Origin of the sequence: Streptomyces shenzhenensis, assembly GCF_021462265.1 — a bacterium.
In the GTDB taxonomy this organism is placed as follows: domain Bacteria; phylum Actinomycetota; class Actinomycetes; order Streptomycetales; family Streptomycetaceae; genus Streptomyces; species Streptomyces shenzhenensis.
Genome location: NZ_JAJONF010000042.1, coordinates 1 through 14,506, shown reverse-complemented (window position 1 = coordinate 14,506; position 14,506 = coordinate 1). Strand labels below are relative to the sequence as shown.

Annotated in this window: 8 protein-coding genes and 1 pseudogene; 4 read left to right on the top strand and 5 right to left on the bottom strand. The window is 71.7% G+C overall.

The features are described 5' to 3' along the window. The first annotated feature begins 168 nt into the window (after nt 1-168). The 3 genes from LQ326_RS36470 to LQ326_RS36460 are packed head-to-tail and all read left to right on the top strand — an operon-like array spanning nt 169 to nt 1,912. Complete coding sequence (locus tag LQ326_RS36470; RefSeq protein ID WP_234543360.1) at nt 169-699, top strand: SigE family RNA polymerase sigma factor; 531 nt, start codon at nt 169-171, stop codon at nt 697-699. Continuing rightward, complete coding sequence (locus tag LQ326_RS36465; protein ID WP_234543359.1) at nt 696-1,481, top strand: hypothetical protein; 786 nt, start codon at nt 696-698, stop codon at nt 1,479-1,481. Before LQ326_RS36470 ends, LQ326_RS36465 begins: the two co-directional genes overlap by 4 nt. After that, entirely contained in the window at nt 1,478-1,912 is a 435-nt protein-coding gene (locus LQ326_RS36460) for a non-reducing end alpha-L-arabinofuranosidase family hydrolase (protein WP_308402086.1), read from the top strand. The genes LQ326_RS36465 and LQ326_RS36460 overlap by 4 nt, the downstream gene beginning before the upstream one ends. A 356-nt stretch (nt 1,913-2,268) precedes the next feature. Here LQ326_RS36460 and LQ326_RS36455 read toward each other — a convergent pair whose 3' ends face one another. The 5 genes and pseudogenes from LQ326_RS36455 to LQ326_RS36435 form a co-directional block, all read right to left on the bottom strand. Continuing rightward, on the bottom strand, nt 2,269-4,254 hold the full coding sequence (locus tag LQ326_RS36455; RefSeq protein WP_234543357.1) for an RICIN domain-containing protein: 1,986 nt from the start codon (nt 4,252-4,254) through the stop codon (nt 2,269-2,271). Between the two features lie 24 nt (nt 4,255-4,278). Further along, a pseudogene (locus LQ326_RS36450) lies at nt 4,279-4,395 on the bottom strand (IS630 family transposase); the annotation flags it as partial. A gap of 487 nt (nt 4,396-4,882) precedes the next feature. Beyond that, complete coding sequence (locus tag LQ326_RS36445) at nt 4,883-6,838, bottom strand: SIR2 family protein (protein ID WP_234543356.1); 1,956 nt, start codon at nt 6,836-6,838, stop codon at nt 4,883-4,885. Nucleotides 6,839-6,865: 27 nt separating this feature from the next. Further along, nucleotides 6,866-8,416 carry a hypothetical protein gene (locus LQ326_RS36440; RefSeq protein WP_234543355.1) on the bottom strand — a complete coding sequence of 517 codons (1,551 nt, stop codon included), beginning with the start codon at nt 8,414-8,416 and terminating at the stop codon, nt 6,866-6,868. A 107-nt stretch (nt 8,417-8,523) separates the two neighbouring features. Beyond that, complete coding sequence (locus tag LQ326_RS36435; protein ID WP_234543354.1) at nt 8,524-9,585, bottom strand: macro domain-containing protein; 1,062 nt, start codon at nt 9,583-9,585, stop codon at nt 8,524-8,526. 263 nt (nt 9,586-9,848) lie between these two features. On the opposite strand from LQ326_RS36435, the gene LQ326_RS36430 reads away from it, so the two are divergent. Beyond that, a complete protein-coding gene (locus LQ326_RS36430) occupies nt 9,849-13,760 on the top strand; it encodes an nSTAND1 domain-containing NTPase (RefSeq protein WP_234543353.1) in 3,912 nt (1,303 codons plus the stop codon). Nucleotides 13,761-14,506: the final 746 nt, after the last annotated feature.

Here is a 14,506-nt window from a genome sequence, read left to right as displayed (position 1 = left end):
AGCCGACCGGCGTCCGGTTCGCCCGGCAGCCAGCCGGTCAGCCTTCACCGCCCCGCAACCGAGCACGACCGCCGTTCGAATCCAGGGCTGGGCACTGTTAGGCTGCGCTCCCCGTTGTTGAACGCACAACCAACGCGCACATCATTGCCAGGAGAGGGCGACCGAGGGATGGTCCTCGATGACGCGTCCGCGGAGTTCCACGAATTCTTCGAACGCCACTATGCCGAACTCGCCCGTCTGGCCTACCTGCTGACCGGCGAGACCGACGCGGCGGACGACCTCGCGGCGGATGCCCTGGTCGCCCTGTGGCAGCGCTGGGACCGGTTGCGGCAGGCCGACCACCCGCTCGCCTACGCCCGCGGTGTGGTGGCCAACCTGGCGCGGGGACGGATCCGCAGCACGGTGCGGGAGCGACGTCGGATCACGCTCTTCTGGTCCCGCAGCCCCGAGAAGGTGGAGGGGCCGGACATGGCGGCCGTGCTGGACGTCCGCGCGGCGCTCGCCCGGCTGCCGTTCCGCAAACGCGCCTGCGTGGTGCTGCGGCACGCCTTCGACCTGTCGGAGAAGGACACCGCGGTGGCGCTGGGCATCTCGGTCGGCACGGTGAAGAGCCAGACCTCGAAGGGAATGGCCGAGCTGGAAAGGACACTGGGCGCACGAGCGGCCGGGGACCTGGTGGCAGGGAGGAGGAACCGGTGAACGAGGAGATCGCCCGTCAGCTGCGGGAGGCCACCGAGGCCCACCGGCCCGACCGCGCGAGGATGCTGGCCCGGGTGCAACGCGGCATGGCCGGCCCCGCCGTCCGTCACCGCGCGCGACCGTTCGCGAGGTCCGGGACCAGGGTCGCGCTCGCCGGGCTCGCCGCCGCCGGCATCCTGACGACCGGCGGCCTTGCCGTCGCCGCCATCGTCGCGACCCCGTCGCCGTCGGCCACCGTGACCGTGCCTGCCACCCCGTCCCCGACCGCCGGCTCCCCGCACCCGACATCGGCCCGCCCCACCCCTGTCGCGCCGGCCCCGGCCACCACCCCGGGCAGCGCGCGCCCGACTCCGCCGGCCCCCAGTCCATCGCCGGCCGCCGGCGAGAGCCAGCACGGGCCGCTGTGGGCGGCCGGCTCGGTGGACCCGCGCAGCACCGTCTACTGGACGCAGAGCAACCTCGCCCTCAAAACGCCCCAGCCGCTCACCTCACTCACGGTCGAGATGCGGATCGTGCAGACCGGCGGGGTGAAGAACACCGGCACCTGGCAGACCCTGCCGAGTGGTGACTTCACCGTCACCGTTCAGGAGGCCGGCGGCACGCTGGTCTACCGCTGGGTCCTCAAGCCGGGCCTGACCGTGCCGGCCGGGAGCCATGAGTTCGCCGCGCAGTTCAACAACGGCACCAGTGTCCGCAGTGCCGCGGGCGACGGCTACCGCGTCGACGGGCAGGGTTCGGGCGGCTCCGCGTCGGTCCGGGGAGGGTTCGTCCCGACCCGGTGAACGCCGCTGTGCGGCAAGGGGACGAGCCTCCTTGCCGCACGTACACGACGGTCATGAGCGACGCCACGAAGAACCTGTTCGAGGCGCCACAGGTCTACAAGGTCCAGGGCCAGAACCAGTACCTCATGATCGTCGAAGCTCGGGGCGCGAACGAGCAGCGCTACTTCCGCTCCTTCACCGCCACCAGCCTGAACGGAGCGTGGACCCGGCAGGCCGCCAGCGAGGACAACCCCTTCGCCGGCAAGGCCAACAGCGGTGCCACCTGGACCAACGACATCAGCCACGGCGACCTGGTCCGCACCAACCCCGACCAGACCATGACCGTCGACCCCTGCAACCTGCAGTTCCTCTACCAGGGCAAGTCCCCCTCCGCGAGCGGCCCCCACGACCAGCTGCCGTGGCGGCCGGGCGTCCTCACCCTGCAGCGCTGACCCGCCTGATCCACAGTGATCGCGATCGGGTGCGGTCCGCCGGCGCGTAGACGAGCGGTCTACGGCGTGGGCACCTTCACCCGCTTTCCGCTACTCACCACATCGAGGAACCCCAGCCGTGAGCCGGCTGGGGTTCCCGTCGTTTGGAGACCAGACGGGGGCTCGGCGAGGCTTGTCGGGCTGATGGGTGGGCTCCTGGTTCTGCGTCAGCACGATCATCCCCTTCGCCGAGGACGCCTCGATCGGCGCCCGCACCGACGGCGGCATGGCCGGCGCCGCCCGGAGAAGTCCTCAGCCCGACGGAGATGACGAATGCGCCCCCATCGAAGCGATGGGGGCGCATTCGTCAGCCTCACCTACTTGAGCGCTGTAGCGCCCGAGTTGTGATAGGCGATCGTCTTGCGGATCAGGTTTCCGCCGTCGGACTCGACCGTGGTCTGTTCCTGCTGCCCTGCACCGAAGAGCAGCCCGGCGACATGGGCGTTTGCCACCTGGTCCATGTGTGCGAAGAACCAGTCCACCTTGTCGTCCTTGTAATGGTTGAGGGTGTTGTTCTGCGCCATGTTGCCCAGGGGGATCTGCCACAGGACCACCGGCTTGCCCACGGACTCGGCCATCGTCTTGTAGAACTGCAGCGCGGCGGCGGCCTTCTGGTCGGTCCAGAAGTGGTCACTGCCGCCGTGGGCCGGCTGTGCGTACCAGCCCGCGTCGCGGTCCGACACGTCGGTGACCAGGAAGTCGGCGTTCTGCGCCCCGAGGTTCGCGTAGTCCTTGACGCATGCCTGGGTGTTGTTCTGCCAGTCGAAGCAGGAAAGGTGCAGGCCCACGGCGGTGTTCGGCGCGTACTTGTGCGCCATCGAGATCAGGCAGCGGGAGAGTCCGGCGGCGCTGTTCTCCTGCGATCCGCAATCCGTCGGATTCGCGCCCGAGACCTGTGCGGGAACCTGGTGCGGATCGCCGAGCGACCGGACGTAGCCCCAGAAGTCGGGCTCAAGGTCGATCGCGTCGTGCGACGTGCCGATCTTCTGGAGGAAGAAACGGTAGTCGTTCAGGTACCGGGTGAGCAGGTCAAGCCGGTTGATGGCCTTGACCTCGCCCGGACCGTCGCCCTGGCCTGCCGCATCACCGAGGTCGCGCAACGAGTACCAGGTCCAGAGCATCTTCTGCGGACGCGGGCTGCCCTTGTACGTCGCCTGGGCCGCCACGCTGTCCCGCCAGGTCACGTAAGTGCCGGGCGCCGTGGTGCTGCCGTTCCAGCAGCCCCACCAACCCGACCAACCGTCGTGGCAGCGCGCTGCCGAGTAGTAGTCCGACGAGGGCGCGGGCTGGCTGTGCACATAGGCGTACCGCACGTCGAACGGAGCGGCGGCCGCCGAGGCGTCGGACATCGAGCCGCCGATGAGCACCGTGCTGCTGCCCATGAAACGTGTCGTCGAGCTGCCGCCACCGGCCACGGGAGACGGCGCCGACGACGGCTGCGAGCCGCCGCTCGGAGCCTGGCTGGTGGGAACGCTGCCGCTCGGCGCGGTGGGCGTACCGGAGCCGCCGACACTCCCGGCCGGGACGAGTTGCCACTGCTGATCGGCACCGCCCCGGTCGCGGTTCTGGACAACACCGCTCCCGTCGGCCTTGGCGGCGTTGTGGACATCGACAGCCATGCCACTGAAGCGATTGACCAAACGCACGTAGCCGTCCGGCGACTTGGCCAGTTTGAACTGCTGGTTGGTGCCGTTCAGGTCTTTCCACTGCACGATGGCGGAGCCGGCGGTCTTCGACCAGCCGTGGTCGTCCAGCACCTTGCCGGAGTTCCGGTTCTGCAGCCGGTAGTAACCGTCACCCGCGTCGATGAACCGCCACTGCTGGTTGGCCCCGCCGTGGCGCGCCCACTGCACCACCGCTGCGCCGTCGTTCCTGGCGAAGCCGCGGTCGTCCAGCACCTTGCCGCTGTTGCGGTTGACCAGCACGTACCACTTCTTCAGATCCAGGGTTTGCTGCGCTGAAGCCTGGCTGACCACGACAGCCGAGCCGGCCACGACCACCATGGCGAGACCCGCCCAGAGACCCCGACGCGCGAGCAACCGACGGCCACGATGCTTCGGGCGGCCACCGCGCGCGCCGTCGTCGGCACGGTGGCCGCCGCGGGACGCCACCGATGACGTGGGTGGGCCGGGGACATGTCTGTGCTCTCGTTCCAGGGACACGCCTGTGCTCTCTTTCAACTGTTGAATCTGACCGGACCACTTGGCCGGACAACACTGAGTGGTCCCAGAGGCCGAAAAGGTTGCCGCGAAGAGCCACAGAGTCTTTTTCGCCTTGACCGCTTCCCGCCCGCCGCGGACCACGGCACGGCTACTGACTTCGGCTCGTCAAGGTGATGCTGGTTCGTCGAGGGTCAGGCCGGTGCCGGTTATGAAGCCGTCGAGGGTGCCGGGCCGGTACTGAAGGCGCTTGAGACGGTTGCGTACGAGTGCTTCGAGCCGGTCGCGTTTCTGACACCGGACGGAGGCAGGCGTCCCCATCACGGCTCGACCAGAGACGAACCAGAGGCCCGCCAAAGGCATCACTCTCGATCCAGCCCGGCCCACCCGGGCCGCCCAGACGGCACTTTCGGAGATGACCGCCTCCGACTGCCACTGAGCGACCCGGGGCGAACCGGGGTCGAATCAGAGCGATTTCCTCTGACTGCCTCCGATCGCCTCTGCAACCCGTCCTAGCAGGTCACAACGGATACGGCTCGCAAAGGCGCAGGTCAGAAGGGTGCTCCAGGAATACCCGGCGTACAGCCCGACTCGTCTGCCGCCCTCTGCGGCTGTACCCGCTGACCCGTACCCAGGCGGTCGCCTCGTGCGTCCAACTCTTCGTTCAGCGAGCCCGTCAGCGCTCTCCTCCACCTTCACGGGAGTGAGGGGCCACGAAGTTTCCGGACAGGCACCCCATGGGGTGCGTCGGATCGTTTATGGGCCACTGGGCTCAGCAGAAGAAGAACTCGGGTGCCCGGGCCGGGCCTGGCGCCGCCAGGAGGGCTTGTGCGTGGCGGGCGTGTCGGCGGGCGCCTATCCGCGTCGCAGTGGCCAGCGCCACGCGAGCGTGGTCGGGCGGGTGGTGGCGTTCGGCCTCCAGCATCGCGAGGCCGAGATGGGCCTGCGCGGCGTGCAGCGGGTAGGGAGAGCCGGCCACCTTCCGGTACAGGCGCAGGGCCGCGTCGGTGTCCCGTGTGTGCACGCGGGCGAACTCGGCGCGTTCGAGCAGTACCGCATGGCGCATGAAACGGTGATTCCGTGCGTAGCGCAGGCGCTGCCTGCCCTTGGTGCGCTGGAAGCGTTCGACCTCTGCCAGCGACTCCTCAAAGCCGCCGTCCAGACCCTGCAACCGCAGTACGGCCAGCCGCGCGATGAGGACGCTGGCCACCCCGTCGTCGAGTGCTTCGGCCTGGAAGCGGTCCTCGCTGCGCTGGAAGTGGGCGGTCGCGGCCTGGCCGTCCCCGTCACGGACGGCCAGCCCGCCCCGTATGAAGTCCGCCCAGGCGACCCATCTGTTGGCTGCGAGAGCGGCGTAGGGATCCAGCTGCTGCTCCAGGCAGGTGCGGGCTTCGTCCAGACGGTCCGCCCACATCAGGGCGAGGGTCCGTTGGAAGGCGGCGTGGGCGATCCGGACGGGGTGGTGCTCGGCACGCGCACTGTCCCAGGCGGTGGCCGCCGCTTCCGCCGCGGCATCGAGCGACGCGGAGCTGCGCAGCGCGGCGGACCGCAGGATCCACAGGGTGGAGAGGCTGTCGGCGGTCAGGTTTCCGGTGCCGTTCAGCACCGCCCGGTAGCTGCCGGTCTTGGACAGCACGGTGAGCCGCTTGACAGCGGCCAGTCGCCGTACCGTGGCCAGCCGTCCCACCGGAGGCAGCAGCCGGGCGCCGCTCAGCACCCACGCGACCGAACGGCCACCGTGGTTGAGCCGGAGTTCGAGCAGCCCGCGGACGGCGTGCCGGACATGGGCGGGACGTCCGAGGAGGGCCCGGTAGCTTTTGCGGGCCGCTCCGATCTCGCCCAGCAGCCCCTGCAACACGGGTTTCGCCCGCTCGTAGGGCTTTCCCGGCAGCGGGGGAAACGCCGGTTCGGGCTGCTCGAACAGCCGTAGCACCAGGGCCTGGTCGACATCGGTGAGCCCTTCGGTCCGGCACCAATGGACGAAGTCCCAGGACGGGTTGGGCCCGCCGGGCGGCGCCTCGGCAGGTCTGGGCACCGGCGGTCGCAGGTACAGACGGCCGGCCGTCTCCCTACCGGTCAGCAACTGCCTCTTGTGCCGGTCCGCGGCCGGGTCCGGCAGGTCGAACCAGAGCACGTCCTCCGCCGCCGCGAGCACGTCGTCCCAGATCGGCTGGAAGTCCAGGTCGAAGCCGCGATAGCCGAGGAAGACCACCGTGCGGCCCGCCACGTCGGCCCGCAGCCGTTCCTCCCAGGCGGGAGGCAGGCCACGGAGCACCGCCTCGGCGTCGACGATGAGTTCGCCGCCGAGGGTGCCGTGCGGCTTGAACAGCTTCACGCCGTCGACGGGGGCGGCGGGCCAGGCGCACGGAACGAGGCCGGGGCCGCCCGCCCTTTCTATCAGGTGGTCGAAGTTGACGGTCCACACCGTGGCCCCGGCAGCCGCCAGCCGGGCGACCGCGTAGTGGGCCGCGTTGGGCTCCCCCGCCCCGAGCACGTCGTTCAGCCACGGCACGACCGCCACGCCGCCGCGTGACAGGGCGAGCATGAAGACCTCGGGGGCGAGCTCCGCGTAGGCGCTCGCCCGCGGGTCGTCCGGACGGTCGCCGACCAGTCCCAACTCCAGGAGGATCCTTCGGCGCAGTCCGTCGAACATCGGTAGCCCGGCGGGCACGGACCGGGAGGCACCGGCCCCGACGAACAGGAACAGGTCCCGGGTTCGGATGGTCATGTCGTCCCTCCGGTGCGGCATGCCATGTCACTGGCCCGATGCGAGCTTGCGGTCCGGCCTGGCGCGCACCAGGAAGACCAGGACCAGGGCGGTGAGGGTGAGCGTCAGCCAGCCCACGTGGATGCGTCCGTGGCCGAAGGTGCCGGGCAGCCCCAGCACCCATCCGCCGACGGTGGTCAGCAGCACCACGTGGGGCAGGGCGAGTCCGGCGGTACGCAGCGCCGAGTCCCGCGTGCGGGCGAGCGGTTCGCCCGTGAACGCCGCCCACGCCACCGTCCACAGCAGCACGCACGCCAGGGCGCCGAGGAGTGCCAGGCCGAGCCGGCCGGGGCCGCCGTGGGTCAGGTACGTCGTGGTCTCCCCGGCCACCACCGGTACGAGGGCCGCCGCGAGGACCAGTACGGCGGGCGGCAGCAGGACGATGCGGAGGCTGCGCGGGACCGTGGTGACCAGCACCCGTACCGCCCTGCCCAGGACATGTCCCGCGCAGAACATCGACATGCGGGCCCGGCGCAGCAGGATCACGGACTGCCGGAACAGGAAGTTCGCCAGCCGGACGACGGCCTTGGCGGCGTGGTGGCCGGTCAGCCGCAGGACGTTGGCGGCGAAGGCGGCGCAGCGCAGGGCCGCCGTGACCAACTGGCGGCGCAGTTCGAGCACCAGGACCTGGACGCGGCCGGCGAAGGATCGCGGTGGTGCCCCGTGCCAGCGCCTGTCGACCGTTGTCCACCGCAGCAGGGCGGGCCTGGCCGGGAGCCTGGCCTGGCGGGTCCGGAGGTCGACCAGCCCCCAGCCGTCCAGCGTGCCCACCAGCAGCGCGGCCAGCAGCGCGCCGGCGAGGCCGCCGACCGCGGTCACCAGCAGCCAGCCGCGCACCGCGGGCAGCCGAAGCAGCCAGCCCGAGGGCCCCCGGGCAAGCAGCAGGCTCAGCAGGAGCGCGGCCGGCACGGCGGCCATGCCCGAGCCGATCATTCCCACCGCCCGGCCGCCGGAGTGGTCGCCCGGGTTCGGCCGACGGGCCCGACGGGCCCGGGCCCGGCCGTTGTCCGCCCGGTCGGTGAGCTTGGCGCCGGTCCAGCCCAGCCAGGCCAGTGCGACCAGCGCCAGCGACACCGTGCCGATGATCCGGTGGCCGTGCGTCCCCGTCACGGCGGTCAGCACGCTCACCGTGCAGGCCAGCGCCCACAGGACGATGGCGGCCGTCCGGCCGACCGTGTAGTGCCGCAGGGGCAGTCCGAGCGCCGCCGCCCCCGTCAGCACGGCCAGCACCGTCACCGGCGCCGGGCTCGCGGTCTGCGCGGACACGGAGAACACCCCGCACACCAGTGCGCGCAGCAGATTGACCACCAGCCACCGGGCCCGGGTCGGCGCGGACGTCGAGAACGGCAGCAAGCGCTCGTGGGTACGGCAGTACACGTCGTGGGCCTCGATCGCCCCGGGTGCGCAGTCGCTCTCGGGGCAACCGGAGGCCACGATCGGCTGCTCCTCGCCGAGCCGGAGGTACCAGGGACGGCGATCGGGGGCACGGACGTAGGCCCGGTCGGGGGCCAGGGGTTCGGTCGAGTAGATGGATTGCACGGTGTTTCCCTTCCTGGCGGGCGTTGCGGCCGGTGCTTCCGGCGGGCAGCGCGGACGGACCTCCCGGCACCTGCTGCGCAGGAGGCGGGCGGCGACTGTTCGGTGGCTCAGCGCCCGGTGCGGCCGCCGCCGGACAACCGCTCCAGCGCGCTCCGGCAGGCGGCCAGTTCGGCGTCGGTGTAGGCGAGGACGTAGACGGCGCGGAGCGACATGGGACGGTCGGAGGAGAGGTACTCGTAGGCCGCCGTCAGGAGTGCTCCGGCGGTCTCGACCGGATCGGCGCCGGCCTCCCCCGCCCCCAGCAGCGGGAACACGATCGAGACGGGCGGTTCGCACAGCGATCCGGCGTCGGGCAGCCCCGGGCGCTCCGCCTCCCGCAGCGCGTTGGTCACGCACCGGGCCAGCGCGCGTGCCTGCCGGTAGCCGTTGCCGGGCTCGCCGATCACCGAGGCGACGTGCACGATCCGGCGCACCTTGTTGCGGGTGGCCAGTTTCCCGGGCCCGGTGCTGATCGCCGTACCCGGCATGACGGGGGTCTGCCCCGCCACCCGGTGGGTCAGCTCGTCGGCGACGCAGTCCTCCACGACGCGGCCGGAGGCATCGTGCCGGGCGCCCTCGTAGCGGATGAGGCCGGACACCGAACGCTCGTGGAAACGCGACATCTGCATGTCGGTGTTCTCCGAGTTGACCCAGACGTCGACGAAATCGACGTTCTTCAGATCGCCGGTGATGATGCCCAGTTCGCGGCCGGGACGCCCGGCCACAGGGTGGCGGTGCACCCGGGTCGTCCTCAGCTGCTCGGGCTGCCGCACGGCCGTCGCGGCGGCGAGCTGATCGCGCAGCCGTACCGTCTCGGCTCTGCTCTGCCGCAGCAGTTCGCCCGGCCGGTCCAGCGCCAGTGCCTGCTTGTGCACCCGGAAGCAGCCCTGCCACACGACGAGGAAGAGCGCGGCCGCACCGCCCACCCGGAAGCCGAGGGCCTTACCGCTGATCGTCTCCCCGGGGAAGAAGCCGAAGAGGACCAGGTCGACACCGAGGGCGACGCACAGCCACGCCACGACCAGAACCACGGGACGCTGCTCGGGGGCGCTCGCCACACGGCGCAGCACCATGCCGATGCCCAGCGTGAGAAGGAGTGCTGCGGCGGACAGGGCGGGGACGTTGGTCATGGTGTCGTCTCCGGGAGCCGGGGCGGAAGCGCCTATATAAAACGGGACATGCCGTTAGCCAATCGGCATCGTGAATATTCGTGAAGCGGTTGCCGCAAGCCCGTACAAGGCCGGACAGTCTCCGTACGAAGTCGTACGAACCCGTAGGGGGGTCCGTACAGGTCCGTACAGGTCCGTACAGGCAGTTCGGCCGAGGATTCGTGCCGAAAAAAAGGGGAGCGCCGCAGGTCGGGACACCGGGGGCGGCGGGGAGTGGGGGATCGGTGTCTCAGGACCCAGCACGTCCGGCCGGCAGGGCACGCAGACCCATTGCCGACCGGGCCGAGTTCGCCCAGGAGCTGACGTCGTTCAGGGAACACGCGGGACTGTCCGTCCGGGAGATCGCGAAGATCCTCGACCAGAGGTCCAGCACGCTCGGCGGGTACTTCGGGGGCCGTCACCTGCCGCCCATCCGTCTGCTGCCTGCGCTGCTGAACGCCTGCGGCATCACCGACGCGACGACCGTCGAGGAGCTGACGGACGACCTCATCCGTCTCCGGCAGATGTCATACGGGCGGAGCAGCGCCGTCTCCCCGTACCGCGGGCTGGCCAGCTTCGAGCCCGAGCAGGCTGATCTGTTCTTCGGCCGTGAGGAGCCGACCGCGCGCCTGCGCCGCCGGCTGGCCGAGCGGCACGCGGCCGGACGGCCGCTGGTCTTCGTGGTGGGCCCGTCGGGCTCCGGCAAGTCCTCTTTGTTACGGGCGGGACTGGTGCCCCTGCTGAGGGCCGAGGGAGGTGCCCGGGTGGCGCTCTTCACCCCGCGGGCCCATCCGCTGACCGAGCTCGCCGCACACCTCGCCCCGGGGGCGGGACGGCCGGTCCCCGAGATCGTGGAGGCGCTGCGGTCGGATCCGGCCGGCTGTGCGCGCTTCGTTCCCGAGCCGCTGGTGCTGGTGGTGGACCAGTTCGAGGAGACGTTCACGACGTGCCGGGACGAGGCGGAGCGGCAGGCGTTCATTGAGGTGCTGGGTGCGCTCACGGGCACGGGCACGGGCACCGGCCCGGGCGCCGCGGCCGAGGGCACCCCCGGATCCGCACCCGGCCCCGTCGTCTCGGCCGTGCTGGGACTGCGGGCCGACTTCTACCCGGCGGCGCTGCGCAGGCCGCTGCTGGCGACCGCGCTGGAGGAGGCCCAGGAGATCGTCCGCCCGATGAACTCGGCGCAGCTGCGCCGGGCGATCGTCGAGCCCGCCCGCAGCGCGGGCCTCAGACTCGACGACGGGCTGGTCGAGTTGCTGCTGCGGGACCTCGCGCCCGCGGCCAGGGGCGACACGGACCAGGGGCACGAGGACGGCGCGCTTCCGCTGCTGTCCCACGCGCTGTTCGCCACCGCCGAGCGCGGCCAGAACCGGCAGCTCACCGTGGCCGACTACCAGGCCAGCGGGGGCATCGCCGGCGCCGTGGCGCACACCGCCGACAACGTCTACAACGGGCTCACCCCGGAGCAGCAGGTCCTGGCCCGCACGCTCTTCCTGCGGCTGGTCCGGCTGTCGAGCACGACGGCCGATGTCCGGCGCCGCATCTGGCACAGCGAACTCCTGCGTGCCGGGAGCAGCGCGGGAGCCGGCGAACTGAGCCTGGTGGCGGACCTGTTCATCGAGCAGCGGCTGATCACCGCCGACGCGGAGACGCTGACGATCACCCATGAGGCGCTGCTGTCCGCCTGGCCGCGCCTCCAGGAGTGGATCGAGTCCGACCGCGACGGGATCCGCACTCATCACCGGCTCACCGAGGCGGCTGAGGCATGGCACGACAGCGGACGCGATCACCAGATGCTCCTGAGGGGGACCGGTCTCGCGCTCGCCCGTGGCTGGGCGGAGGACGCCGCACACCGCCTCGATCCCACGCCGCTCGAACGGGAGTTCCTGGACGCCGGTATCGAGAACGAGCGCCTGGAGCGACTGGCCGCCCGCCGCCGCACCCGTCGGTCGTACCAACTGAGCACCGCACTGGGCGTGGTCTTCGTCCTGGTCGTCGCCGGTGCCTGGTACGGCATCCAGCGCAGCAGAACGGCCGAGAAACAGGAGACCGCTGCCGCCTCGCGCCTGACCGCCGTCGCAGCGGACCGGGTCCGTACCGACGAAGTGGGCCTGGGCGCCCAGCTGTCGCTGACCGCCTACCGGATCGCCGACACCCCCGAGGCCGTCTCCAGCCTGCTGAACTCCTCCGCCTCGCCCGCGGTCACCCGCCTGCTCGCCCCGGGCGGCGCGGTGCAGGCCCTCGCCCTCGGCAGCCGCAGCCACCTGCTGGCCCAGGGCGGTGCCGACGGCACGGTACGGCTCTGGAACACCACCGACACCCGCCACCCGGTGGCGTTAGGGCACCCACTGGCCGCGTTCCCCGACGCGGTGTACACCGTCGCTCTCAGCCCGGACGAGAAGGTGCTCGCGGTGGCCGGCGCACACCGGACCGTACGGCTGTGGGATGTCAGCGCGCCCAGTCGGCCCCGCCCGCTCGGCAGACCGCTCACCGGCCCGTCCGACACCGTCTACAGCGTCGCGTTCAGCCCCGACGGGCACACGCTCGCGGCAGGTGGCGCGGACAACTCCGTCCGTCTCTGGGACGTCACGGTTCCTGGTCACGCGAAGACGTCGGGGCCCGCACTCACCGGGCCCGCGGGATATGTGCACGAGGTGGCCTTCAGCCCGGACGGCCGGGTCCTGGCCGCGGGCAGCGGCGACGGGAAGGTCCGCCTCTGGCGGGTCGGTGCCTCCGGCAGGCCCGCGGCGGCGGGGGCGGGATTCGCCGCCTCGCACAAGGACGTCTACGCACTGGCGTTCAGTCCGGACGGCGGGAGCCTCGCCGTCGGCGGCCGGGATCAGCAGGTCGAGCTGTGGAACGTCGCCGACCCGGCCGCTCCCCGGCAGGAAGGAAAGCCCCTCACGGGCGCGACCAGCTGGATCAACGCGCTGGCGTACAGCCCCGACGGCAGGACGCTGGCGGTCGGGGGCAGCGACGACCTGGTCCGGGTGTGGGACCTGCGCACGCGCCGGGTCACGGCCGGATTCCGGCACACCGGGCCGGTCACCGCGCTGCTCTGGCGCGACCGGTCGACGCTGGTCAGCGGTGACGCCGACCGGGTGACCCGGCTGTGGCACCTGCCCAGCCCGGTGCTGATCACCGATGACGTGGTCAACGGCATCGCCTTCAGCCCGGACGGCCGGCTCCTCGCGATCGGTACCGACCGGCTCCAACTGTGGACGGTCGCCACCGGTGAACCGCTGGGCCAGGGACTCGTCGTTCCCGGCGGCGCAGTCACGGCGGTGGCCTTCAGCCCCGACGGCCGGACCCTCGCGATCGCCGGCACCACCGGCACCGTGCGGCTGTGGGACATCGCCGACGCGGCCCACCCCGTTCCGCTCGGGCCTGCATTCACCGGGTCGACGACCGGGTACGCCGAGGTGGTCGCGTTCAGCCCCGACGGGCACACCCTGGTCACCGGCAACGACGACCAGACCCTCCGGCTGTGGGACGTCACGAGCCCAGCCCACCCGGCCCCGCTGCCGAAGCTGTCCGGATTCAGGAGCTACGTCTTCTCGGTCGCGTTCAGCCCCGACGGGCACACGCTGGCCGCCGGCAGCGCGGACCACACGGTCCGGCTCTGGGACATGACCCGGCCGAAGACGCCCCGGCCGCTCGGCCGCCCGCTGACGGAGAGCGGTGACACCGTCTACTCGGTCGCGTTCAGCCCTGACGGGCGCACGCTGGCCGCTGGCAGCGCGGACCACACGGTCCGGCTGTGGGACATGAGCCGGCCGGCGGCCCCGCGCCTCCTCGGCCGGCCGCTGACCGGCCCGACCAACTACGTCTACTCGGTGGCCTTCAGCCCGGACGGCCGCACGCTGGCCGCCGGCAGTACCGACCACACGGTCTGGCTGTGGGACGTCTCGCGACCGGCGTCACCCACCGTCGCGGCGACACTGACCGGCCCCACCGACCACGTCTACGTGGTCTCCTTCAGCCCCAGGGGCCACACCCTCGCCGCCGGCAGCGCGGACCACACCGTACGGCTGTGGGACACCGACCCCAGGGCCGTCGCCGCCCGCATCTGCGCCGTCGCGGGCGCGGCCATCACCCGGACCGAATGGCGGCAGTACCTGCCGGACCGCTCCTACGCCCCACCCTGCGCCGCCTGAACGAAGGACTTCCACAAGAACACACCGACGGCCGGCGGCGGCAGAGGCGTTCTGCGGCGGCTCCGTTGGCACCGCACAGGAATCAGAGGCCGCGGCGGCTCGCGCCAGGTGCTCAGGCTGCGGCTTCGAAGAGGGCACGCGCGATCCACCTCTAGTGACCGCAGAGGCAATGGCGAGGCCCTGGCAGGGCGTCGGGCTCCCGCACCGAGTCGATGACGGTGCCGAGCACACCGACGCGACGAGGACAGGGGGCGACGGGGCAGCCGGAGCCATGTCACCGTGGTGGGCCGGTCGCGGGACTTTCCGGCCTCACGGCTGTGCAAGGACCTCCGCCCCGGGGAGGGCACGGGTCAACGGGGACGCACCAGGGGTGGCGCGCGCCGTCGTCCGTACCCTGCCCCAGACCGCCCCGGCGCGGCTGGAGTTCTGGCGCGAGCCGCTCAGCTACCGGCTCGAGGTCCGCGAGCTCAAGGACGCCCAGCAGGCTCGCGACACTCGCATACCGGCAGCGACAGCCGCGCCGGCGCAGCGACGCCGGAGGAGTTCTCCTCTCCCGGCTCCGCGGCGGGGGCCGAGTCGCTCGACGGGGGCTCCTGATTCGTGAGTGGGCGGTTCCGCGAGAGCCCCGTGGAGGGCTGCTGTCTCTGGCCACGGCGTGCGGGAATGTCCGCCGGTCGTGCCGACGGGCGGTGAGCAGCCGGGCCCGAACCCGCCTGCGTGAGGCGGGTTCTCGGCGGGCTACGGTC